The sequence below is a fragment of the Telluria sp. RT2P19 genome (assembly GCF_059685725.1).
This window is the reverse complement of record NZ_JCASIL010000007.1, coordinates 207,398-228,522: the sequence shown is the minus strand read 5'-3', so window position 1 is coordinate 228,522 and position 21,125 is coordinate 207,398. Positions and strand designations below refer to the sequence as shown.

The window sequence follows — 21,125 nt, the reverse complement described above, 5'->3', positions numbered from 1 at the left end:
ATCCGCTGAAAAACCGCCGTCCCGAACAAAAAAAGGGCATCTCAAAATGTCGAGGCGGTCTTGCCGCCAAAAACTGGGGCCGCGCTGAAAATCGTCAATTGATCAGTGCTTCCCTAGAGTCGGCCCAGGTGCGCTGTCGAGTTGCCTGATCCCTTATTCATCCCGGGTACAAGCCGCACGTGCACCATGAGCAGGCCAATAAAAACATGGGCAGGTATTCATGAGGAGAGCATTGATGCTGATGGCGAAAATGTATGGGGTCGTTATGGTTGCCGCGATGGCGTTCGTGGTCCCGGCGCAGGGCAAGGAAACCACGTCGACCCAAATCGACTTGCCGGCCGCCGGCAAACCGGGCGCCTACAAAGGCACGATCCGCGGACATGAAAGTGCCGAGTATGTGTTCCAGGGTGCGGCGGGACAGAAACTGCGGATCGACATGAAGGCGGATAACCGCTCGACTTTCTTCAACCTGGTCCAGGATGGCAGGCCCGAAGCCGTCTTCGTCGGCTCGGTGGACGGCAATACCTATCATGCGGCATTGCCCGTCACCGGCACTTATCGCATCAAGGTCTACCTGATGCGCAACGCGGCGCGCCAGAACATCCGGGCCAAGTACGAACTGCGTTTGCGCTGACCTGTCGCAGGGCGGGCAGACCGGCCGCGCGCCCGTCCCGCCACCACTTTCTTACTGGCTGCCGGCGCGGGCCTCGTGCGCCGCATCGATCGCGGCGGCCCACGGGTCCTTCTGCGCGACCGCCTTGCCGGCCGACGAGAAGTCCATCAGCGTGTCGCCAGCGCGCGTATAGCGCGGCCACGCCGGCAGCGCGCCGTCATTCGGATCGCCGCGCTTGGCGAAATTGACCATATACGTGCCCATCGCCTTGCCCATGGCGATATCCTTGGCCGTCGCCTGCGCGCCGTACTTGACGGCCACCGTATCGAAGAAGAAGGGGATGTCGGTCGCATGGCCGGCGCCGGCGCCCGGCTTGGCCACCGAGTCGGCCACATACGAGAAGCGGTAGGCGTACACCGGCACACCGTGGTCGGCCAGGGTCGCGGCCAGGCTGCGCGCGCCGGCGACCATATAGCCCGTCTTGCCGCCGATGTCGGCGCTGGTGGCGCCAATCATCACCGGCACCTCGTGCACGCGGCCCGCGGCGAAGGCGGCGCCTGAATCGAGCGCCACCTTGCCGTCGACGAAAGGACCGTGATAGGTCGCGGCCGCGGTCGGCTGCCTGAAGGTGGCCAGGTTCATGCCATCGACCACCTGCTCGGCCGGCAGCGCGCGCAGCTTCTCGAGCGCCTTCGGATCGTTGCGGGCGATGCCCTTGCGGGCCGCGAAGTCCTGGCCGATCTTCTCGGCGCCGGCCAGCGGCGTCGGCGCCGCACCGCCGTCGCCGCCCGACATCACGACCGCCTTGGCGAACAGCCCCTGGCTCCGTGGTGACGTCAGCAAGAAATTGACCGACATGCCGCCGGCCGATTCGCCGCTGATGGTCACGTTGGCCGGGTCGCCGCCGAACGCTGCTGCGTTGCGCTTGATCCATTGCAGCGCGGCGATCTGGTCCATGAAGCCATAGTTGCCGAGCGGTTGGTCGCCCGCTTCGCGCGTCAACTGCGGGTGGGCGAAGAAGCCGAAGCGGCCGATGCGGTAATTGAAGCTGATGACCATGACGCCCTGTTGTGCCAGTTGCGCCCCGGAATACGTCGGCGGCGATGAGCCGCCGTTGACGAAGCCGCCGCCGTAGATCCAGACCAGCACCGGAAGTTTGCCCTTGGCGTTGGACGGCTTCCAGACGTTCAGGTACAGGCAGTCTTCATTGGGCTCGGTGCCGAGCGGCGCGGCGTCGCTGGGGAAGGGCAGTTGCATGCAGTCGGCCGCGTAGCTGGCCGCCTGGCGCAGGTCGGACCATGGCTGCACGGGTTGCGGCGCACGCCAGCGCAGCTGGCCCACTGGTGGGGCGGCGAAGGGAATGCCCTTCCAGCTCGCGATGCCGCCGTCGATCGTGCCCTCCACCTTGCCGCTGTCAATCGTTGCCACCGGACCTGCGGGCGCCGCCAGCACGGGCAGTGTGGTCAGCGCCAGCGCTGCGGCGAACAGGGGCAAGAAGGGGGAACGCGGCATCGGGGTCTCCTGTCTGGTCAGAGCGTTATCGTGTCTCTATGGTAACTCAATCACATGGCGGAAGTCGTCAACCACGCCGCAGAGAATCGATACCGCCAAGTGTCTTGTCCTATCTACTGGTTTTTTCCGAAATGCCTGTCCTAGATTTGGCGGCAAATGGATACAATTCTTTGCCAAAAGAACGACGACATTGCAGAGTCCTTGCGTTAGAGTGTTGCATTCTTTCAAAAATTTCCAGTAACAGAAAAATTTCCTGAACGCATTGTTGCAGTGGTGAACTCACCGCTAGTTTCAGCGCTATCATGACGGGCTATTACTTTCTAGCAAAATCGTTATGCAAGGCTTGCTCTGCAAATTCCGCCTGTCCACGCTGATGACGTTGGCAGTGTGCATTACTGTTGCGTTGACCGTGGCCCTGCAGCTGACGGTGGTGAACCATTTCGCGGTGCGCCAGGCCAATGCCGAAGCCGAGCTGCGCCTGCAACAGCTGTCGTGGCAGATGCGCGATGGCCTCAACCGCGTGGTGCAGCAAGCGATCGGCGACGCTCGCCTGCTGGCCGCGCTACCCTCGGTGCGCCAGGCGCGCAGCGCGGGCGCGGCGCGTACCACGCTCGAAACACTGCAGCAGACCTTCCCCGATTACGCCTGGATCGGCCTGGCCGACGTCAACGGCAAGGTGATCGCGTCCACGCGAGGGCTGTTGGAAGGCAACGATGTCAGTGCGCGGCCCTGGTTCCAGGTCGGCCAGCAAGGCGTGCGCGCCACCGATTACCACCCGGCGCTCTTGCTCGAGAAGCTGATGCCGCACGGGAGCGATCCGTGGCGCTTCGTCGATGTGTCGACGCCCGTGTTCAGCCAGGAGGGCGAGTTGGTCGCGGTGCTGGGCCTGCACTTGAGCTGGGACTGGGCCAGGCGCCAGGCGCGCATGCTGCTGACGCCGGCGCTGCGTGAATACGGCGCCGAGATCCTGGTCGTGCGTGGCGACGGCACCGTCTTGCTCGGTCCGCAGGAGCTGGTCGAGCAAAAGATCGATACCGCCAGCCTGCGCCGTGCCCAGGTGGGCGATACCGGCGCGCTGCGCGAGCAATGGTCGGACGGGCGCACCTATCTCATCGGATTCAGCCAGACCGGCCTGGCCGGCAATCCGGCCACGCTGCAATGGTCGGTGCTGGTGCGCCAGGACGAAGCGAAGGCCTTGCAGGGCGCGACCGAACTCAAACACCGCATGCTGGCCTGGAGCACGCTGCTGGGGGGGATACTGGGGATCGTGGCCGCGCTGCTGGCGCGCCGCCTGGCGCGCCCGATGACTCAGTTGGGAGAGGCGATCGAACGGGTTACCGAAGCCACCGCCGGCGGACAGGATCTGCCGCCGATCCCGCAGATCCGCGGTTTCCATGAGGCGAACATGCTGTCGCGGACGATGCGTGATCTGGTCAGCAGCGAAGCCCAGTACCGGCGCGCGCTGCAGCGGATGAATGAGCATCTCGAGATCGCGGTGGCCGAGCGTACCGCCGAGCTCAACGCGCTGCTGCTGCGCGACGTGCTGACCGGCTTGCCGAACCGGCGCGCGCTGATGGACACCCTGCCCGAGGCCATGGCCAGGACCGGCCGCAGCGACATGCCGGCGGCGCTGCTGTTCATCGACATGGATGGCTTCAAGGCCGTCAACGATACCCATGGCCATGAAGAGGGCGACGAATTGCTGCGCCAGTTCGGCGAACGCCTGGCCGGGGCCGTGCGCAAGACCGATACGGTGGCGCGCCTGGCAGGCGACGAATTCGTGGTGGTGCTCGAGATGCTGGCCAGGCCGGACGACGCCGAAGATTTCGCGCGCAAGCTGCTCGCCTGCGTGCGCACGCCCTACACCCTGCGCACCACCACGGTCACTGTCGGCGCCAGCATCGGCGTGGCGGTATTTTTCCCGGGCGACAAGCCCGACCTGGACGGCTGGCTGGCGCGCGCCGACCACGCCATGTACAGCGCCAAGCGCGGCGGCAAGAACGCCGTGAAACTGGCCGCCGTGCCGGTATCGCGTATCACCGCATCCGGTACCGATTCTAGATAGTTCGTCGACTTTCCATCATGACCCAAATCAGCCAGATCATTGCCACCATCAAGCGCCAGCTCAAGCTGCAAGGCCTGACCTACCGCGACGTCGCCGTCGCGCTCGACCTGTCCGAGCCGAGCATCAAGCGCCTGTTCGCCAGCGAGCAGTTCACGTTCGACCGGATCGTGGAAATTTGCAGCCTGCTCGGCTTCACCCTGGCCGAGATCGCGCAGGAAGCCCAGAATGGACAGCGCCGCCTGCGCACCCTGAGCGCGGAGCAGGAGGCCGAACTGGTGCAGGACGACAAGCTGCTGCTGATCGCGGTATGCGCACTGAACCAGTGGCGCATGCTCGACATGCTGGCAGTCTACCGGCTGAGCGAATCGGAATGCCTGCAATACCTGCTGCGCCTGGACCGCCTGCAACTGATCACGCTCCTGCCCGGCAACCGGATCCGCGTCAACGTGGCGCGCGACTTCGACTGGCTGGCCGACGGTCCCATCCGGCGCTATTTCAATGGCCAGGGCATGCCCGAGTTCGTGGCTGGCGGCTTCGATGGCGAAGGCGGGACACTCGATTTCGCCCATGGCATGCTGACCGAAAGCGCGCGCGCCAAGCTGCAGCACGAACTGCGCCTGATGCGCGCGCGCTTTGCCCAACTGCACGAGGAAAGCCTGGCCGCACCACTGGCGCAACGGCGCGGCAGCGGCCTTCTCTTGGCGCTGCGCGAATGGGAACCGGCGGCCTTCGCCGCCCTGCGTCGCTGAGTCCGATGTTTCCAGTTGGTTCGTAAGGGTTGCCTCGGGCAACACTTCGGTGTACGTTACGGAAGAGGGCTGCAGATCAAGGAAACACGCGAATGCGATGCTTTATCTACCATTCGTGATGAAACTCCCGGTTATGTGAGGTATTAGACAGATCAGGTTGCCAAGACTGGCCGATAGTAGGTGCCAGGGAGAGATTGACGCCATGAGAATGTCCATCGTCGCATTGGCCGTGCTTGGAGCGAGCGCGGCGTGCGCTTCGGCGCAGAACGAACCGGCATCCCTGCACGCGGATGGTGCCGGCGCTGGAGCGATCCAGGAAGCGGTCTGCGGGCCGGATTGCCTGGCGCAGCTACAGCTGGCCGCGCGCGTCGAAGCGGTGCCGGCGGAATCGTCCATCTTCATGGCCGAGCCGGTGGCCGACATCGACCGCGCGAGCGCGCGCGGTCAGGGCGCCATGCTTGCCCCCGGCCGCCAGTACAACTTCGACTACAGCACCCTGAACGAGGTCGGCGATCCCTTCCAGGGTGGCCTGGCAGCCCAGTCCGCGCCGCGCGGCATGCGCGCCGACGACAGCGAGGGCTTCGAAGGCCGCTTCGGCGGTCTCAGCGCCGGCGCCAAATGGCGCAAGGGCGACGTCGACGGCTCGCCGTCGGGCCGCGCCTGGGGCATGACGGTCGGGATCAACCTCGGCCCGCTGAATATCCGCGCCGCCCACCAGAACCGCAACGTCGCGAAGGTCACGCGCTACGACCAGGTCGACATCACCATGGCGGCGCGTAATTCCATCGTGGCCGCCAATATGCGCTTCGACTGGGGCACGGCCTATACCGCCTACAGCGCCAACCGCGGCTGGGGCAACTCGCCGCTGTTCAATCCCGACAATCCGTATGGCGCCAGCGTCGCCGCCACGCGCTCGACCGACAGCCGCGACGTGCTGATGGGGGTGGCGATGCCGGTCTCGCGCCAGACCACGGTGCTGGCGTCGTACGTGCGCCGCAACGATCGCGATCCGGCCAACAACGATGCGCGCCAGCTGGCCGTCGGCGCCACCTACGCGGTGTCGCGCAGCATGGATTTCTATGCCGCCTACTCGCGCATCCAGCACCTGGCGGGCGCCCATCTGGGCGTCAAGCCGGGGAATGGTTCATCGCTCAACGTGGGGATGCGGCGCGCGTTCTGATGCCGCATCGGCCGACCCTGCGCGGCGACAGCAAGTTGCAAAATTCAGTACCCTGTCTCCATGGTTCATCAACACATGAGGAGGCATTATGACTGGCACCAGCACACTCGATCCCGATAACTTCCCGGAACGCCCTGACCGCAGCCTGGGCAGGGGGCATGGCATCGATGCACTCGGCCCGAGCGATATTTCGGATACCGGCAGCGACGTCGTCGGCGGCCCCGGCTTTGCCGGCAATCTCGATCCCGACCAGGTGCTCGATTTCGACGAAGGCACGACCTCCGACCTGGAGGCGAGCCACGCCGGCGACACCGCCGGCCCCGACGTCGGCGACGCCGATTTCTCGGGCGACAGCGACATGGGTGGCACCGGCGAACGCGCCGCGGCCGGCCGCGATGCGGTAGCCAAGGATGGCGCCGACATCGATACCGACCGCATCGAGTCCATCCCCGATCTGCCGCTGACCGAGGAGGACACCGATTTCCTAGCGAGCCGTCCGCCGACTGAGGGCGAAGGCCGCTAGCAGGGCGCCGCCGCCCAAGAGGGCCGTGGTGATCTGCTTCGAGCGCAGCTGGGCCGCGGTGTACGGGCTGCGCTCATGGGTCTGGTAGATACCCTGGCGCTCGCGCAGTTCGCGCGTGTGGTCGGGCTTGTGCAGCGCGTCGCGGCGGCCAGGATCGGCCGGGGCTTCGCTCTTCTGGTTCTTGAACATGGTCGCGGTCAGGTATTTGTCGAAGGCGCGCGGCAAGAAGCGGGCGCCCGACGAATTCATCTTGGCCGCGCCGCCGACGAACACGTCGCGTTTCGGATGCTGGGCCGCGTACAGGATGGCGTCGGCCACCAGCTCCGGCGCATACACCGGAGCCGGCAGCTTCGGCTCCTTCTCCATATAGTTCTTGGCGTGCACCGCGAACATGGTGTCGATGCCCGACGGCTTGACCAGGGTAACCGACATCGGCGCGCCTTCTTTTTCAAGTTCCATGCGCAGCGAATCGGTGAAGCCCTTCACCGCATGCTTGGAGGCCGCATACATGCCCTGCAGCGGGATGCCGTGGTCGGACAGTTCGCTGCCCAGGTTGATCAGGGCGCCGCCGCCGCGCAGCTTCATGCGCTTGACCGCTTCCAGCGAACCGTTCACCACGCCCCAGAAATTGGTCTGGAACAGGCGGTGATGGTCTTCGGGCGAGATGTCTTCGATGCGGCCGAAGATCGAGATGCCGGCATTGTTGACCCAGGTGTCGATGCGGCCGAATTCGCGCATGGCGGCGTCGCCGATGCGCTCGACGTCGGCAGCCTTGCCGACATCGGCGGTGACGGTGACGACGTCGGTGCCGTAGGCGCGCAGCTCGTGGGCGAGCTCGTCGAGCGCATCGTCAGCGCGCGCCGCCAGTACCAGGCGGGCGCCGCGCTCGGCGGCCATGCGCGCGGTCGACAGGCCGATGCCGCTGGTGGCGCCGGTGATGACCATGACTTGCTCGTTGATCCTGCGAAGTTTGACTGACATTGGGTATCCTTTCCTTGTTGCGTAGGCGGGAAGGACCGCCGCGTTCGCGACAGCGAAGCGCGGCAGGCCACGAGTTAGTGAAATGTTCACTTCGTGACCCAGTTTGCTATTTCAAGGGATTTTTTGGCGCGCGGGAGACTGCCAGGCGTGCCGCTGGTGCGGGCTCGAGCCCGGAAGCGTCGTTCCCGCCCGGCGAGGGCGGGGAGGTTATGCTTACTGGCCGGCCCGAAGCGCAGCTGCGTGCTGCGCTTACTTTTTGGTATAGATCTGGTCGAACACGCCGCCATCGGCGAAGTGCGCCTTCTGGGCCGCGGTCCAGCCGCCGAGCTCGCTGATCTGGAACAGCTTGATCTGCGGGAACTGCGAAGCGTATTTCTTGGCGAACTTGTCCACCGCAGGACGGTAGTAGTTCTTGGCGATGATGTCCTGGCCTTCGTCGCTGTACAGGTATTCGAGGTAGGCCTGGGCCACCTTGCGGGTACCTTTCTTGTCGACGTTCTTGTCGACCACGGCCACTGGCGGCTCGGCCAGGATGCTCAGCGACGGCGCGACGATCTCGAATTTGTCGGGACCGAGTTCGCGCAGCGCCAGCAGCGCTTCGTTTTCCCAGGCCAGCAGCACGTCGCCGATGCCGCGTTCGACGAAGGTGGTGGTCGAACCGCGGGCGCCCGAGTCGAGCACCGGCACGTTCTTGTACAGGGCGCCCAGGAATTCGGCCGCCTTCTGCGGATTGCCGCCCGGCTGGCGCAGCGCGTAGCCATAGGCCGCGAGGTGATTCCAGCGCGCGCCGCCCGACGTCTTCGGATTCGGCGTGATCACCGAGACGCCCGGCTTGACCAGGTCGTTCCAGTCCCTGATCTTCTTCGGATTACCTTTGCGCACCAGGAACACGATGGTCGAGGTATAGGGGGCGCTGCGGTATTGCAGTTTCTGTTCCCAGCCGGCGTTGATCAGGCCCCTGTCGCGGATCGCATCGATGTCATAGGCCAGCGCCAGGGTGACGACGTCGGCCTGCAGGCCGTCGATCACCGAACGCGCCTGCTTGCCCGAACCGCCGTGCGACTGCTTCACGTTGACGTTGTCGCCGGTCCTGGCTTTCCAGTGCTTGGCGAAGGCGGCGTCGAACTCGTGGTACAGCTCGCGCGTCGGGTCATACGACACGTTGAGCAGGTTGACGTCGGCAGCGAACGCCGAGGTCTGCACCAGCAGGGTCAGGGCTGCCAGCGAACGGATGAAGGTTTTGCGAAGCATTTATTATCTTTCTGGGAGGGTGGGAAGCCGTAGCGTACGGTCTCAGCCCACAGAAAGAAAACGAATAAATTCACGCATCCATATACATTTTTCCAGCGTAGCTCAGCTGAGCTCTACTGCGCTCGATCAATGCGCCTTGGACAGGATGAGCAGCCAGCGGCGGAACAGCAGGATCTCGACGTGGCCGGCTTCGACACCGGTGTCGCACTCGATGATCGGATTGACCGCATAGAAGCGCTTGCGGAAATCGCGGGTGACCAGGATTTCGCGGCGGCCGATGCGGGCCAGGAAGGGGACAGGTGCGTGTTCCAGGCCGAAGGAGCTGTTCAGAGTCGTCATGTTCGTTTCCTTTAATCGAAGTGGTTGTGCAGTGAGGAAAGAATAACACAACTACTGTACAAATCCACAGTTACTGTTCGCCTATACAGTAATTTTTCGCGTGTGTGGTTTTTTCGCCAAGTCAGTCATAATCCCTCCACCATGAACAAGAGCCCGCCCCTCATCCAGCGCTGCCACCGTTTTGCCGCCGCCCGTTTCTCGCCCGAGGGCGAATATGGCTTGCATCTCACCATCGGCGTGGCGCTGCTGCTGCTCGCGATGGCGCTGTTTGCCCACCTGGCCGGCGCCGTGGTGGCCGGTGACCCCATCACCCGGCTCGACGTCATGGTCGCCGAATGGTTGCACGCGCATGCCAGCCAGGGCGGCCTGCTGCGCGATGCGATGCTGGTCCTGACCCACGTCCACAGCACGCCGGGCGTGCTGGCGATCGCCTTCGGCGTCGGCGTCTGGCTGTACCGGCGCCGGCAGCGCTACTGGATCATCGCCCTGGTTTCGAGCGTGCCGGGGGGAATGCTGCTCAACGTCGCGCTCAAACATGCCTTCGAGCGCGCACGGCCCCATTTCGAGGAGCCGATCCTGACGCTCACCACCTACAGCTTCCCGAGCGGGCACACGATGGCGGCCACCGTGCTGTATGGCCTGCTGGCCTGCCATGTCGCGCGCTACGCCGGGTCCTGGCCCGGCCGTGTGCTGCCCTTCGTGCTGGCGGGCGCGATGATCGGCCTGATCGCGTTTTCGCGCATGTACCTGGGCGCCCACTACCTCACCGACATCCTGGCCGCGCTGGCCGAGGGCTGCGGCTGGCTGGCGATCTGCATCGGCGGCGCGGCGACCCTCAACCGGCGTCATGCCCGCGCCGCGCGCGAACGCGGCAAGCGGGGCGGGGCGCCGCCGCAAGAAATATAAACCACACCCAAGGAGACCCGATGCGCACCCTCGTTCACCTGTCCGACCTGCATTTCGGCCGCGTCGACCAGGCGCTGCTCGACCCCTTGCGCGAACTGGTCGAGCGCATCGCGGCCGACGTGGTCGTGATCTCGGGCGACCTGACCCAGCGCGCCAAGGTCGAGGAATTCGAGCAGGCGCGCGCCTTCCTCGACACGCTGCCGGGGCCGCAGATCATCGTGCCGGGCAACCACGATATCTCGCTCTATAACGTGCTGCGCCGTTTCGTGCGGCCGCTGGCGCGCTACAAGCGCTACATCACCGACAATCTGGAGCCGGTATTCATCGACGACGAGATCGCCGTGGTGGGCCTCAACACGGCGCGCTCGCTGACGATCAAGGACGGCCGCGTCAGCCACGAACAGGTGGCGGCGCTGCGCGAGCGCCTGGCGGGCCTGGGGCCGCAGGTCACACGCATCGTCGTCACCCACCATCCCTTCGATCTGCCCGAGCATTACGAAAAGCGCGACCTGGTGGTGCGCGCGCCGCTGGCGATGGAAGTGTTCGCCGAGACCGGCGTCGATATCCTGATGGCCGGCCATATGCACGCCAGCCACGCCGGCAGCACGGCGGCGCGCTACCAGATCGCCGAGTACGCGGCGCTGGTGATCCAGGCCGGCACCGCGACCTCCACGCGCGGGCGCGGCGAGGTCAATTCATTCAATGTGGTGCGGGTCGAGCAGCAGCGGGTCGAGATCGACCGCTACGGTTGGGATGTGGTGGGGGGCAGGTTTGAACTGGTCACGACCGAAAAGTTCGTGCAGGCGGGAAGTATCTGGTCGCCGCATAGCGACGGCATGCTGGCGGCGGGGCTGTAACCCGTTGAATGGACGGCATAGCCGCCCACCCGACGGGAACCGCAGGCGTCAGATCCAGTATTCCGTCAAGCGCGACATCATCTCGCGCAAGCGATCGCTCCATGGCCGCCGCTTCCATTCGGCGAGCTTGATCTCCTTCGAGTGCCGCAAATCTTCCCTGAAGGCCGCCTCCATGTCGCGCCCGAACTGCGGGTCGAGCACCACCACATTGACTTCGTAGTTGTGGATGAAGCTCCTGCGGTCGATATTGGCCGAACCGATCGACGACCACATGCCGTCGATCACGGTGGTCTTGGCGTGCAGCACCGCCACCTGCAGCTGGAAGATGCGCACGCCGCCTTCGAGCAGCTCGTGATAGAACGATTCGCCCGCATACTTGATGAAGTCGTGGTCGGATACGCCCGGCAGCACCAGCTGTACATCGACGCCGCGCTTCGACGCGGCGACCAGGCTGTCGACGATCTGCTGGTCGGGCACGAAGTAGGCGGCCGTCATGTGGATCGACTTCTTCGCTTCGCCGATCGCCAGCACCAGCGATTTGTAGATTTCCGAATCGCGGTCGGGCGAGGTGGCCAGCACCCGCACCACTTTTTCGCCCACGGGCGCGAGTTTCGGGAAGTACTCGATTTCGGGCAACTCGCCCGCGTCCTGGTGAACCCAGTTGTCGATGAAGGCCCATTGCAGCGCACCGACGGCCGGTCCCTCGATCTTGATGTGGGTGTCGCGCCAGCCGACGTCTTCCTCCTTGACCTTGCCGGGCCGCTTGTTGGAGCGGAACAGCGAGCTGTTGGCATAGGTGCTGCTGATATTGATGCCGCCGGTGAAGGCCACCTTGCCGTCGACGATCATGATCTTGCGGTGGTCGCGGTTGTTCAGCGCCCATTTGCCGGGCCGCTTGGTCGGGTTTACCGGATTGAACACCAGCACGTTGATCCCGGCGTGCTGCAAGCGCTCGAAGAATTCCTTGGGCGTGGCCAGGGTGCCGACGCCATCGACGATGATGTTGACGGTCACGCCCTCGGCGCGCTTTTGCATCAGGATCTCGGCGAACTGCGTGCCGATCTCGTCATGGTCGAAGATATAGGTCTCGAGGTTGATCGAGGTCTTGGCGTTCTTCGCCGCCTCCATCATGGCGCGCATGGTGGCCGGGCCGTCGAACAGGAGCGACACCTGGTTGCCGGCGATGAGCGGCACGCCGGTCGCTTGTTCTTCGAGCACCGCCAGCTGCTTGAGGTCGGGCGAGGCGCGCGCCCAGCGCCGCTTGAGCAGCGCAGCCGCCTGGCCATCCTTCATTTCGCCGCGCTGGGTGGCGACGGTCGGCACGGCCTTCTCGGGCGCTCCGGCGATGGTGCTGCGGTCGGGAAGGGCCTTGCACGAGGCCACCACGCAGACGAAACCGATGAGGCCGAACCAGGCGGCGAAGCGCTTCTTGTTCATTTTGTTCCCCTCGAGGACAGGGTATCGGGCGGCGGCAGCTGGCGGTGCCGCGGACCCAGGAAGAATTCGACCGGCGAATAGGCGAAGCGCCGGCCCAGCGCCTGCACCAGCAGGATCCAGCGCTTGAAGACGATCTTGCGTGCGCGCAGCGCGACCCACAGCGCCAGCCCGAAGCTCACCAGGAGGTTGATGGTGCCGATCAGGAGCACGCCGGAGGCAGCGTTGGCGATCTGGGCCCAGGTCATGCCGTAGTCCAGCGCCACCAGCGCGGTGGCGAAGTTCGCGGCCGAGAAGGTGATGTGGCGGATGTCGATCGGCAGGCCGAGCAGGAAGCCGACCGTGCCGGTGGTCCCGAGCAGGATGCCGAAGAAGAAGTTACCCATCAGGCCGCCGAGATTGTCCTCGATATAGCCGCCCAGGCGCGCCAGGCGCTCGGCGCCGAGCAGGCGGCGCAGGCCGCGGATCTGCTGCACGCGCTGGCCCATGCGGGTGTACAGCGCCTTGTTGTCGTAATAGCCCGAGATCAGGCCGGCCACGAACAGCCAGACGCCGGCCACGGCGGCGTAGAACAGGGCCGGGCTGTGCAATGGGTCGATATCGTTGAGGATGTGCAGCGCCTTGATCGGGTCGACCAGGTGGCGTCCGGTGTACCAGCGCACGCCTTCGGCGATGGCCCAGGCCACCGGGAACGCCAGCAGCACGTTGCCGAGCACGGCCACCATCTGGGTGCGGAACACCTTGTTGACCAGTTCGGCCAGCCTGTCGACGTCGATCCCGCGCCCGCTGGCGGAGCGGTGCAGCGAGGCGGCGATGCGCTGGGCCGTCATGGCCGGCTGCTTGGTCGCGACGGTGAAGTGCAGCATGTGGATCAGCACGAAGCCGAGCGAATAGTTCATGCTGAACAGGAAGGCCTCGACCAGTGGCGGCGTCCGCAGATAACCCAGCAGGATCTTGAACAGCGCCATGAAGCCGACGATGACGCCGGCGCCCGAGGACGACCACAGCATCTTGCGCAAGTCCTTGCGGTCTTCGGCGATATAGTGCTCGCCGGTGCGGCTGGCGTTCTCGGTGACGTTGCGCGCCAGCAGATGGACGTTGTCGCGCACCAGGCCGCTGACCTGGTATTTGGTGTTGTGGGCCTCGATCAGTTCTTCGGCCAGAGAAATCGCGGCGCGCTGGCGTGGCGTGAGCAGCGGCGCGTCGAGCGGCGCCAGCTGGCCCGGCTTGTCGGGCTGCGGCACGACGGGCGGCAGGGTTTCGCCGTCGATCACCAGCTCGTCCATCACCTCCAGCGCGGGCGCCGGCGTGGAACCTTTTTCGTCGGTGACGTCGACCAAAAACAGCAGTTTTTGCAGGCGGTCGATACTTTGCTGGATTGCCACCAGCAGGTAGGTCAGGGCGACGCTGGTGCCGGTTGACAGCGCCAGGCGCCGGATCTTGAGCACCACGTCCTCGCATTGGTCGAGCATCACCAGCAGGTGGCGCGCGTCGTCCGGGCGTTCGCGCTCGCCGGCGAGGTAGTGCGCGTATTCGTCGAGGTAGCGGTTGGCCTCGATGTTCTGCATCAGGAACGGCGAATCGAAGTTCTCGATCTGGCTGTAGCTGTGCACCAGGCGCGGCTCGAGGCCGAGCGCGCAGATGCGGCAGGACAGGGTGCGGATCGCGTCCAGCAGGCCCTTGAGCGTGACCACGCGCGCGCGGCCGGGCGCGCTGTCGTCTGGCGACGGAGCGTTGGCGATCACGTCGAACAACTGCATCCAGTCGGCGTCGGGCACCGCGCGGATCCACTCGTAGTCGTCTTCGCGGTACAGCACCTGGTCGAGCGCGTCCGACAGGTACAGGTCGTCGAGCGCCGGCGGCAGGAAGCGGTAGGTGACGCGGCTCTTGAGTTCCGTGACGAAGCCGTCGTTCGACAGGATGCCGATATCGCTGTAGAGACTGGTGTGCCGCCGCTTCTCGAGCAGGGTCGTGATGTAGCGGCGCAGCGCCCAGGCCTGGGATGGATTGCCCTTCAGGAGCTGGGTCAGCGTACGTACCGACTGGGCCGGATCGTCGACCGTCTGCCACACCCAGCGCTGGCGCGGGCGCAAATGGCAGACCAACTCGACCAGAAGGTCGATGTTGTCGCTGTACGGATCGATCCGTTCGAGAGTAGCAAGCATGAAAACAATTTTTACTGGAAAGCCGTAGTGTACGCGAGGCGGGCAGTAAATATGGTGTGGCAACGAACAGTAAGCCGCCGGTCGCGGCCGCCAGGGCAACTGGACGGGAAGGGGCGGTCGCCGCTACACTGGTCCGGTTTATGTTCGAGAAGGCAACCATGTACCTCACCTTTTACAACGGCCAGTGGGCCGAAGGAAACACCCCGCTGTACGGCGCGATGGACCACAGCCTGTGGCTCGGTTCGTCCGTCTTCGACGGCGCGCGCGCGATCCGCGGCAAGCTGCCCGACCTGCGTCCGCACCTCGAGCGCGTCATCGCATCGGCCGAAAAACTGGGCCTGCGCTGCCCCTTGAGCGTGGACGAGATGGAAGCGCTGGTGCGCGAAGGGGTGGCCAGGTTCCCGGCCGACGCCGAGCTGTATATCCGCCCGCTGGTATTTGGTTCGGAGGGTTTCCTGATCCCGGTGGCCGAGAAAAGCCAGTTCGCGCTGACGCTGTTCGATGCGCCGCTGCCGCCGTTCACGGGTTTTTCGAGCTGCCTGTCGACCATGCGCCGCCCGCAGCCGAACATGGCGCCGACCGACGCCAAGGCCTCGGCGCTGTACGCCAACTCGACCCGTGCCATGCGCGAGGCGAAGGAGCGCGGCTTCGACCAGGCGATCATGCTTGACGCCGAAGGCCATGTGGCGGAGTTCGCGGCGTCGAACCTGTTCCTGGTGACCGAGGACGGCAAGGTGGTGACGCCGGCGCTGAATGGCACCTTCCTGGCCGGGATTACCCGTGCGCGCGTGATGGCGCTGCTGGGCGAGGCCGGCGTGCAGGTGGAGGAACGTACCGTCAGGGCGACCGAGCTCAATACCGCGCGCGAGATCTTCAGTACCGGTAACTACGGCAAGGTCACGCCGTGCACGCGCTACGAAGACCGCACGCTCGACGCCGGCCCGATAGCGCGCCAGGCACGTGAGCTGTATCTGGCGTTCACCGAGGCTGGTTGATCACCCGCCATCGTCGTCCCCTTGGGGGCGGGTAGCCAGGTTTGCCAGCGCGGCGGCGACGTCGAACGTGGTGGCTGCGCACCAGTCCTGGGTTCACGCCGGCCCGGTAGCGACGTCGTCGGGTCAACAAAAAAGGCCGGCATCGCCGGCCTTCGTCATGTCACATCGAGATCAGCCGCGTGCTGGTTCTGCGACGTAGATCTCGACGCGGCGGTTGCGCGCCTTGCCCGCATTGTCGTTGTTCGACGCGATCGGTTCGCGCGAGCCGCGGCCTTCGATGGTGATGCGGTTCGGGTTCACGCCGCGTCCGGCCAGGTAGTCGCGGGTGCGCGAGGCGCGGTCGACCGACAGCGGCTGGTTGATCGAATCGCTGCCGGTGCTGTCGGTGTGGCCGATGATGACCACGTTGGTGTTCGGGTTCTCTTGCAGGGTCTGCGCGAAGCGCTGCAGGATCGGCTGGAAGTTGCCCTTGATGTCAGAGCGGCCCGTGTCGAACGAGATGTCGCTCGGGATTTCCAGCTTCAGGCGGTTATCCTGGGTCTGCGTCACTTGCACGCCGGTGCCCTGGGTAGCCTGTTCCATCTGCTGCTTCTGCGCTTCCATGCGCTTGGACCAGATATTGCCGATCACGGCGCCCGCTGCCGCGCCGATGGCTGCGCCACCGGCGACGCGGCCACCGCCGCCGCCGCTGGTCGTGCCGCCGATCAGGCCGCCCAGGCCGGCGCCGATGCCGGCGCCGGTCGCGGTGCCGCGCTGGGTAGCGGACATGTCGGCGCAACCGGAAGCGGTCATGGCGACGATGGCGATGGCGGCGGTCGTTTTGATGAAGTTTTTATGCATGGTGGAACTCCTTAAAGTAAAAATCCGTTTCGTCGTCACACCCGGTACAGGCGCGACCGCGAAACGGATTGGGTGGTGCGACAAGTATGACTTGTCATTTTACCGCGCATCTTGGTGAGCGCAGCTTACTGCTATATACCGCGTCCGCTGATCAGGCGAACCAGGATCATGATGACGGCGACGACGAGCAGGATATGGATGAAGCCGCCGATGGTGTACGAGGTCACCAGGCCGAGCAGCCACAGGATTACGAGAACGACAGCGATGGTATATAACATAATGGTTTCTCCTCTACTGTTTGCGCCGGTTGCGCTGTGAATCCAGTATGTACTTGCTTACTGTTGACTACCGTTCGATGGCGTACATTAAGCACACCTTTTTTGCTTATGCAGGCCAGGGATCCATCCCATCATGCCGACCAGGCCGGTGAAACCGATCAGGCAGGTCAGCAGGCCGCCCGCGATCAGGAACACGATGTCCTGCGGCTGCAGGTGAGCGTTCCCGTCGGGCGCCGGACCGGCCGACAGCAAGCCGAACAGAGTCAGTACGATTCCCCAGACAATGATACCGATCCAAGCCATGCTGTTCATGCGCTTCTCCCACGGTTGATGGTGTGCCGCCATTCGTTTCAGCGTGAATCGATTGTCGGGTCAGCTCATCCATAATTCCGTGCGTTGGCGCACATTGCGTTCAGGAAAAACTTTGGCCGGGACGCTTGCGCGTTCCCGGCCATCCTGCAGTCATGCGTGCTGCGTAATCAGGCGACCGAACGCAGGCGTCCCTTGACGATGCGCACACGGTCGCCGCTGCGCCATTGCGGCTGGCTGTTCTGGCGGAAAGTGCGCAGCGTGCCGTCGTCCAGGCGCACGCGGATCTCGTAGCTGGTGGTGGCCTTCATATTGCCTTCGACCTGGTTGCCGACCACGGCACCGCCGATGGCGCCGGCCGCGGTGGCCAGGGTGCGCCCGGTGCCGCCGCCGACCTGGTTGCCCAGCAGGCCACCGATGACGGCGCCGCCGGCCGCGCCCAGCCCGCTGCCTTCGGCGCGCTGGGTGATGGTGCGGACCGATTCGACATTGCCACAGTTCGAGCACCAATCGCGCTCGTTGGCGGCGAGCTGGGTGGGCTTGGTTTCCTTCGCCGGGGCGGCGACCGGCGCCACTTGCTGCACCGGGGCCGCGGCTGGTAAGGCGGCGGGTGCCGGCGCATAAGCTTGTTGCGCGGCTGGCGCCAGCGGCGCGCCAGGGTAGGCCGTGCCAGGCGCCACGGCATGGCCGGGCGCCGTTGGCGGCACGTCCTGCGGCAGGGTCGAGGCCAGGGCCAGGCGGTCGGCCTCGGTCAGCTGGCGGTTGGCGGTGCCCCCGACCGACGAGGGCAGCCAGCCCATGATGGCGGCGGTGCCGACCATGCAGAACAGCACAACGGCGGCGGCCGCCAGCAGCAGCAAGGGATGCGTGCGGTTCTTGGCGGGATTGATTGGTGGCGTATTCATCGTGATTCCTTTCGTATGGCGGTGACGCCCTAGGTTCAACAATTGTCCCTAGGAACAACCTAAGGTTCCGTGCGTCACCGTACATACTCGCTCAAGGGCGCCGGTTACGCTGGCTGAAATTGTTTGCAAATGTATCTGCAACACGGCGACTCCGGCTTGCGCCATGTGCTGTCTCATGAGGAAAAGAATGAACTCTGCGGTCCCCCCGCCCGTCGCCGAGCACAACAGCAACCAGCTATTGGCCGCGCTACCACCGCAAGACCTGGCGCGGGTCCTGCCGTTGTTGGAGATGGTCAAGGTAGAGGCTGGACAAGTGCTTAGCGAGGCCGGTGACCCAATCGAGCACATTTATTTTCCACATGACTGCCTGGTGTCGCTGCTGGGCGTGGTCGACGGACGCATGACGCTCGAGGTCGGCCAGGTCGGACGCGAAGGCATGCTGGGCGCGACTACCGCGCTCGGTCACGACACCACCCAGGTGCGGGCCGTGGTTCAGCGCGCCGGCAGCGCCAGCCGCATGGAAGGAGCGCGTTTTCGTACCGAGGTCGAGCGCAATCCGGCGCTGCAGCGCTTACTGTACCGCTACACCGATGCGCTGCTGGCACAGGCGATCCAGATCGCCGTCTGCAGCCGCTTCCATGTGCTCGAGGCAAGACTGGCGCGCTCGCTGCTGGTCACGCGCGACCGGCTGCAATCGGACCGGTTTCATCTGACCCATGAATTCCTTGCACATGCACTGGGAGTGCGGCGCGTCGGTGTCACCAAGGCAGCTAGTGCACTGCAGCAACAAGGATTGATTAACTACAGCCGCGGCAATATCGAGATCCTCGACCCGGAGCGGTTGGTGGCGGCGTCGTGTACCTGCTACCAGATTGTCAGGGAGGCCGGATCGCTGGCGGTGGCGCAGGCGAGCTGAGTCACTCCAGCGCTGGTCGAGTGCGTCGGCGCCGCGGCAGTCAGTCCTGCCGGCTTCTTCTGGCGCATTCGACAACAACAAGAGATAAAACAACAACGCCCGGACGAGCCGGGCGCTGTTGTTGGCGGACTACCTGGATCAGTTGGTGGTCTTGACCTGGTTGCCGATCACGCCGCCGACGGCTGCGCCGCCCACGGTGCCGATCGCGCTGCCGCCGGTCACGGCGCCGCCCAGCACGGCGCCGGCGCCGGCGCCGATCGCGGTGTTACGGTCCTGCTTCGACATGTTCGAGCAGCCGGTCATGCCGAGCGCTGCGGTTGCCAGGGTTGCGGTCACTACCAGGGTTTTGATGGTTTTCATGATGATCTCCTTTGATGGGGGTTACTTCAGGCGCAGGTCATTCCTGACCGATTTGACGCCCTTGACGGTTCGCGCGACCGAGGCCGCCGCGGCTACGCTGTCCGCCGAGCTTACGAAGCCGCTAAGCCGGACAATTCCTTGATACGTGTTGACATCGAGATCCGAGACCGTCAGTTCCGGATCGAGCCGGAGCGCGCTGCGCACACTGGCGCTGATGGCGTCGTCGTCGACGGCTTCGACGGCGCCGAAACCAGGGATGCCGGACGTACAGCCTGCCAGTGGTCCACCGGCCAGCAAGGCCAGCAGGACCGGGATGCGTGCGTAATGCTTGATGCTCGATCGGTTCATTCAGGTGATTCTTTTCTCGGTGACTTGGCCTCAAGCGTAGAGACCGTTGCTAATTTGATCTGTTCGGCAACACACAATCGGCATGCAGTGTTGTTACAGGTTGTTTCAGCCAAGCACTTGGCTGAACAATGTGCGTCAACGTACCGAGGCCAGTCGATAACAGGTTTATAACGTTCTCTACAACACTTCCCCAGGAGAATATGAGATGAATAAACATCAAACGATGACCGGGTTTGCCCGCCTTGGCTGCGTCACCGCCGTGCTGGCACTGACCGCTTGCGCAAGCCCTGACCAGGCCCCGGCCACGGCCGACGTGGCGGTCTCGCGCCATGCGGTTGAAAACGCCGTGTCGGCGGGCGCCGCTGAACTGGCGCCGGCCGAGATCACCGCCGCGCGCGACAAGATGGTCCGCGCCAACCAGGCCCTGGCCGCGCGCGACTACAAGCTGGCGCGCGAACTGGCGGTGCAGGCCCAGGCCGACGCCAAGCTGGCACAGAGCAAGGCTGTCTCGGCCAAGGCCACCGCCGCCTCGACCCAGCTGAACGAAGACCTGCGCGTGCTGCGTGAGGAAGTCGATCGCGCCAACACCCAGTGATATTGCACCAGCGACGCCCGCACTGAACGCATGAGTCCGCGCCGTCGAACGGCGCTCCAACAAGAAGAGGAAAAAGAACATGAAAAACCGTAAATCAGCCGTCTCGATACTGGCCGCCGCCGTGCTGGCCGCCGCCTGCGCCAGCGCACCGGTAACCACCCCGACCCTGGACCAGGCGCGCGCCGACTTTGTCAGCGCCAATAACAATCCACAGGTCTCGACCTATGCCCCGATGGAATTCAAGCAGGCCAGCGAAGCGCTCGACCAGGCCAACCAGGCCGCGGCGCGCCGCGAAAGCCTGAATGATGTCGATCGTCTGGCCTACGTCGCCAAGCAGCGCATCGCCACCGCCCAGGAAGTCGCCAAGGCCAAGGCCGCCGAGGCCGACATCGCCGACGCCTCGCGCCAGCGCGACCAGGTTCGCCTTGAGGCGCGTACGGCGGAAGCCGACCGCGCCAAGCGCGACGCCGAAGCCGCCCAGGCCGCGGCCCAGCAAGCCCAGGCGCAGGCGCAGGCCGCCCAGCAGCAGAACGCCGTGCTGGCCGAGCGCGCCGCCCAGCTGGAAGGCCTGCTGAACGATATCCAGGCCGTCAAGACCGAGCGCGGTTATGTGGTGACGATCGGCGACGTGCTGTTCGCCACCGACCAGGCAACCCTGAATCCGAACGGAACCTCGACCTTGCGCAAACTGGCCGACGTGATGACGCAGAACCCTAACCGCACCGTGCTGGTCGAAGGGTTTACCGACAGTACCGGCAGCGCGAGCTATAACCAGGACCTGTCGCAGCGTCGCGCCAATGCGGTGGCCACGGCGCTGACCCAAATGGGTGTCGCGCGCGACCGCATCGCGATGAAAGCCTATGGCCAGGCCTTCCCGGTGGCGTCGAACGACAACGCCTCGGGCCGCCAGCAGAACCGCCGCGTCGAAATCGTCCTGTCGAATGAAGGTGCGGCAATTCCCCCGCGCGCAGCAATGCGTTGAACCAGATAGCAAACGAAATAAG

At 64.9% G+C, this 21,125-nt stretch carries 23 protein-coding genes; 11 read left to right on the top strand and 12 right to left on the bottom strand.

What is annotated here, in order from left to right; translation table 11 throughout:
- Positions 1-235 precede the first annotated feature (235 nt).
- Positions 236-634 carry a hypothetical protein gene (locus tag AC56KW_RS11710; RefSeq protein WP_497170905.1) on the top strand — a complete coding sequence of 133 codons (399 nt, stop codon included), beginning with the start codon at positions 236-238 and terminating at the stop codon, positions 632-634.
- 51 nt (positions 635-685) lie between these two features.
- Here AC56KW_RS11710 and AC56KW_RS11705 read toward each other — a convergent pair whose 3' ends face one another.
- Positions 686-2,125 carry a carboxylesterase/lipase family protein gene (locus AC56KW_RS11705; protein WP_497170904.1) on the bottom strand — a complete coding sequence of 480 codons (1,440 nt, stop codon included), beginning with the start codon at positions 2,123-2,125 and terminating at the stop codon, positions 686-688.
- A gap of 334 nt (positions 2,126-2,459) precedes the next feature.
- Here AC56KW_RS11705 and AC56KW_RS11700 point away from each other — a divergent pair, with 334 nt between their 5' ends.
- The 4 genes from AC56KW_RS11700 to AC56KW_RS11685 all read left to right on the top strand — a co-directional run bounded on the left by AC56KW_RS11700 (position 2,460) and on the right by AC56KW_RS11685 (position 6,642).
- Entirely contained in the window at positions 2,460-4,190 is a 1,731-nt protein-coding gene (locus AC56KW_RS11700; protein ID WP_497170903.1) for a sensor domain-containing diguanylate cyclase, read from the top strand.
- A gap of 17 nt (positions 4,191-4,207) precedes the next feature.
- Positions 4,208-4,939 carry a helix-turn-helix domain-containing protein gene (locus AC56KW_RS11695; protein ID WP_497170902.1) on the top strand — a complete coding sequence of 244 codons (732 nt, stop codon included), beginning with the start codon at positions 4,208-4,210 and terminating at the stop codon, positions 4,937-4,939.
- Between the two features lie 202 nt (positions 4,940-5,141).
- Positions 5,142-6,119, top strand: coding sequence for a porin (locus AC56KW_RS11690; protein ID WP_497170901.1), 978 nt, complete (start codon positions 5,142-5,144; stop codon positions 6,117-6,119).
- 88 nt (positions 6,120-6,207) lie between these two features.
- A complete protein-coding gene (locus AC56KW_RS11685; RefSeq protein ID WP_497170900.1) occupies positions 6,208-6,642 on the top strand; it encodes a hypothetical protein in 435 nt (144 codons plus the stop codon).
- Here AC56KW_RS11685 and AC56KW_RS11680 read toward each other — a convergent pair.
- The 3 genes from AC56KW_RS11680 to AC56KW_RS11670 all read right to left on the bottom strand — a co-directional run bounded on the left by AC56KW_RS11680 (position 6,604) and on the right by AC56KW_RS11670 (position 9,213).
- Positions 6,604-7,623 carry an SDR family oxidoreductase gene (locus AC56KW_RS11680; RefSeq protein ID WP_497170899.1) on the bottom strand — a complete coding sequence of 340 codons (1,020 nt, stop codon included), beginning with the start codon at positions 7,621-7,623 and terminating at the stop codon, positions 6,604-6,606. The two genes, AC56KW_RS11685 and AC56KW_RS11680, sit on opposite strands and share 39 nt — an antisense overlap.
- A 249-nt stretch (positions 7,624-7,872) precedes the next feature.
- Positions 7,873-8,874: a sulfate ABC transporter substrate-binding protein gene (locus tag AC56KW_RS11675; protein ID WP_497170898.1), complete on the bottom strand. Its 1,002-nt coding sequence runs from the start codon at positions 8,872-8,874 to the stop codon at positions 7,873-7,875.
- 126 nt (positions 8,875-9,000) lie between these two features.
- Entirely contained in the window at positions 9,001-9,213 is a 213-nt protein-coding gene (locus tag AC56KW_RS11670) for a hypothetical protein (RefSeq protein WP_137173684.1), read from the bottom strand.
- A gap of 141 nt (positions 9,214-9,354) precedes the next feature.
- On the opposite strand from AC56KW_RS11670, the gene AC56KW_RS11665 reads away from it, so the two are divergent.
- Together AC56KW_RS11665 and AC56KW_RS11660 are read left to right on the top strand one after the other, a co-directional pair.
- On the top strand, positions 9,355-10,119 hold the full coding sequence (locus AC56KW_RS11665) for a phosphatase PAP2 family protein (protein ID WP_497170897.1): 765 nt from the start codon (positions 9,355-9,357) through the stop codon (positions 10,117-10,119).
- Between the two features lie 20 nt (positions 10,120-10,139).
- The gene (locus AC56KW_RS11660; protein ID WP_497170896.1) at positions 10,140-10,976 is read left to right on the top strand and encodes a metallophosphoesterase family protein; all 837 of its coding nucleotides are present in this window, start codon (positions 10,140-10,142) and stop codon (positions 10,974-10,976) included.
- 48 nt (positions 10,977-11,024) lie between these two features.
- On the opposite strand, the gene cls is transcribed toward AC56KW_RS11660, so the two are convergent.
- Both cls and AC56KW_RS11650 read right to left on the bottom strand, forming a co-directional pair.
- Positions 11,025-12,413, bottom strand: coding sequence for a cardiolipin synthase (gene cls, locus AC56KW_RS11655; RefSeq protein ID WP_497170895.1), 1,389 nt, complete (start codon positions 12,411-12,413; stop codon positions 11,025-11,027).
- Positions 12,410-14,575 carry a site-specific recombinase gene (locus AC56KW_RS11650; RefSeq protein ID WP_497170894.1) on the bottom strand — a complete coding sequence of 722 codons (2,166 nt, stop codon included), beginning with the start codon at positions 14,573-14,575 and terminating at the stop codon, positions 12,410-12,412. Before AC56KW_RS11650 ends, cls begins: the two co-directional genes overlap by 4 nt.
- A 158-nt stretch (positions 14,576-14,733) precedes the next feature.
- On the opposite strand from AC56KW_RS11650, the gene AC56KW_RS11645 reads away from it, so the two are divergent.
- Positions 14,734-15,570: a branched-chain amino acid aminotransferase gene (locus AC56KW_RS11645; protein WP_497170893.1), complete on the top strand. Its 837-nt coding sequence runs from the start codon at positions 14,734-14,736 to the stop codon at positions 15,568-15,570.
- A 171-nt stretch (positions 15,571-15,741) separates the two neighbouring features.
- On the opposite strand, the gene AC56KW_RS11640 is transcribed toward AC56KW_RS11645, so the two are convergent.
- The 4 genes from AC56KW_RS11640 to AC56KW_RS11625 form a co-directional block, all read right to left on the bottom strand.
- Positions 15,742-16,410, bottom strand: coding sequence for a YiaD family glycine zipper/OmpA-like lipoprotein (locus tag AC56KW_RS11640; protein ID WP_497170892.1), 669 nt, complete (start codon positions 16,408-16,410; stop codon positions 15,742-15,744).
- Positions 16,411-16,541: 131 nt separating this feature from the next.
- Complete coding sequence (locus AC56KW_RS11635; protein WP_005671362.1) at positions 16,542-16,688, bottom strand: lmo0937 family membrane protein; 147 nt, start codon at positions 16,686-16,688, stop codon at positions 16,542-16,544.
- 87 nt (positions 16,689-16,775) lie between these two features.
- Complete coding sequence (locus AC56KW_RS11630) at positions 16,776-17,000, bottom strand: hypothetical protein (RefSeq protein ID WP_497170891.1); 225 nt, start codon at positions 16,998-17,000, stop codon at positions 16,776-16,778.
- 167 nt (positions 17,001-17,167) lie between these two features.
- Entirely contained in the window at positions 17,168-17,902 is a 735-nt protein-coding gene (locus AC56KW_RS11625) for an outer membrane lipoprotein (protein WP_497170890.1), read from the bottom strand.
- Positions 17,903-18,089: 187 nt separating this feature from the next.
- Between AC56KW_RS11625 and AC56KW_RS11620 the strand changes: the two genes are divergently transcribed.
- A complete protein-coding gene (locus AC56KW_RS11620) occupies positions 18,090-18,818 on the top strand; it encodes a Crp/Fnr family transcriptional regulator (RefSeq protein ID WP_497170889.1) in 729 nt (242 codons plus the stop codon).
- Positions 18,819-18,956: 138 nt separating this feature from the next.
- On the opposite strand, the gene AC56KW_RS11615 is transcribed toward AC56KW_RS11620, so the two are convergent.
- Both AC56KW_RS11615 and AC56KW_RS11610 read right to left on the bottom strand, forming a co-directional pair.
- A complete protein-coding gene (locus AC56KW_RS11615) occupies positions 18,957-19,178 on the bottom strand; it encodes a YMGG-like glycine zipper-containing protein (RefSeq protein ID WP_497170888.1) in 222 nt (73 codons plus the stop codon).
- 21 nt (positions 19,179-19,199) lie between these two features.
- Positions 19,200-19,526, bottom strand: a complete 327-nt coding sequence (locus AC56KW_RS11610) for a BON domain-containing protein (RefSeq protein ID WP_497170887.1) — start codon at positions 19,524-19,526, stop codon at positions 19,200-19,202.
- 205 nt (positions 19,527-19,731) lie between these two features.
- Here AC56KW_RS11610 and AC56KW_RS11605 point away from each other — a divergent pair, with 205 nt between their 5' ends.
- Together AC56KW_RS11605 and AC56KW_RS11600 are read left to right on the top strand one after the other, a co-directional pair.
- Positions 19,732-20,121, top strand: a complete 390-nt coding sequence (locus AC56KW_RS11605; RefSeq protein WP_497170886.1) for a DUF4398 domain-containing protein — start codon at positions 19,732-19,734, stop codon at positions 20,119-20,121.
- 79 nt (positions 20,122-20,200) lie between these two features.
- Positions 20,201-21,103, top strand: a complete 903-nt coding sequence (locus AC56KW_RS11600; protein WP_497170885.1) for an OmpA family protein — start codon at positions 20,201-20,203, stop codon at positions 21,101-21,103.
- The last annotated feature ends 22 nt before the right edge of the window (positions 21,104-21,125 follow it).

Bases quoted from the DNA above. Each gene is read 5' to 3' on its own strand.
- AC56KW_RS11710 (WP_497170905.1), top strand. From the start codon at position 236: ATGCTGATGGCGAAAATGTATGGGGTCGTTATGGTTGCCGCGATGGCG.
- AC56KW_RS11705 (WP_497170904.1), bottom strand. From the start codon at position 2,125: ATGCCGCGTTCCCCCTTCTTGCCCCTGTTCGCCGCAGCGCTGGCGCTG.
- AC56KW_RS11700 (WP_497170903.1), top strand. From the start codon at position 2,460: ATGCAAGGCTTGCTCTGCAAATTCCGCCTGTCCACGCTGATGACGTTG.
- AC56KW_RS11695 (WP_497170902.1), top strand. From the start codon at position 4,208: ATGACCCAAATCAGCCAGATCATTGCCACCATCAAGCGCCAGCTCAAG.
- AC56KW_RS11690 (WP_497170901.1), top strand. From the start codon at position 5,142: ATGAGAATGTCCATCGTCGCATTGGCCGTGCTTGGAGCGAGCGCGGCG.
- AC56KW_RS11685 (WP_497170900.1), top strand. From the start codon at position 6,208: ATGACTGGCACCAGCACACTCGATCCCGATAACTTCCCGGAACGCCCT.
- AC56KW_RS11680 (WP_497170899.1), bottom strand. From the start codon at position 7,623: ATGTCAGTCAAACTTCGCAGGATCAACGAGCAAGTCATGGTCATCACC.
- AC56KW_RS11675 (WP_497170898.1), bottom strand. From the start codon at position 8,874: ATGCTTCGCAAAACCTTCATCCGTTCGCTGGCAGCCCTGACCCTGCTG.
- AC56KW_RS11670 (WP_137173684.1), bottom strand. From the start codon at position 9,213: ATGACGACTCTGAACAGCTCCTTCGGCCTGGAACACGCACCTGTCCCC.
- AC56KW_RS11665 (WP_497170897.1), top strand. From the start codon at position 9,355: ATGAACAAGAGCCCGCCCCTCATCCAGCGCTGCCACCGTTTTGCCGCC.
- AC56KW_RS11660 (WP_497170896.1), top strand. From the start codon at position 10,140: ATGCGCACCCTCGTTCACCTGTCCGACCTGCATTTCGGCCGCGTCGAC.
- cls (WP_497170895.1), bottom strand. From the start codon at position 12,413: ATGAACAAGAAGCGCTTCGCCGCCTGGTTCGGCCTCATCGGTTTCGTC.
- AC56KW_RS11650 (WP_497170894.1), bottom strand. From the start codon at position 14,575: ATGCTTGCTACTCTCGAACGGATCGATCCGTACAGCGACAACATCGAC.
- AC56KW_RS11645 (WP_497170893.1), top strand. From the start codon at position 14,734: ATGTACCTCACCTTTTACAACGGCCAGTGGGCCGAAGGAAACACCCCG.
- AC56KW_RS11640 (WP_497170892.1), bottom strand. From the start codon at position 16,410: ATGCATAAAAACTTCATCAAAACGACCGCCGCCATCGCCATCGTCGCC.
- AC56KW_RS11635 (WP_005671362.1), bottom strand. From the start codon at position 16,688: ATGTTATATACCATCGCTGTCGTTCTCGTAATCCTGTGGCTGCTCGGC.
- AC56KW_RS11630 (WP_497170891.1), bottom strand. From the start codon at position 17,000: ATGAACAGCATGGCTTGGATCGGTATCATTGTCTGGGGAATCGTACTG.
- AC56KW_RS11625 (WP_497170890.1), bottom strand. From the start codon at position 17,902: ATGAATACGCCACCAATCAATCCCGCCAAGAACCGCACGCATCCCTTG.
- AC56KW_RS11620 (WP_497170889.1), top strand. From the start codon at position 18,090: ATGAACTCTGCGGTCCCCCCGCCCGTCGCCGAGCACAACAGCAACCAG.
- AC56KW_RS11615 (WP_497170888.1), bottom strand. From the start codon at position 19,178: ATGAAAACCATCAAAACCCTGGTAGTGACCGCAACCCTGGCAACCGCA.
- AC56KW_RS11610 (WP_497170887.1), bottom strand. From the start codon at position 19,526: ATGAACCGATCGAGCATCAAGCATTACGCACGCATCCCGGTCCTGCTG.
- AC56KW_RS11605 (WP_497170886.1), top strand. From the start codon at position 19,732: ATGAATAAACATCAAACGATGACCGGGTTTGCCCGCCTTGGCTGCGTC.
- AC56KW_RS11600 (WP_497170885.1), top strand. From the start codon at position 20,201: ATGAAAAACCGTAAATCAGCCGTCTCGATACTGGCCGCCGCCGTGCTG.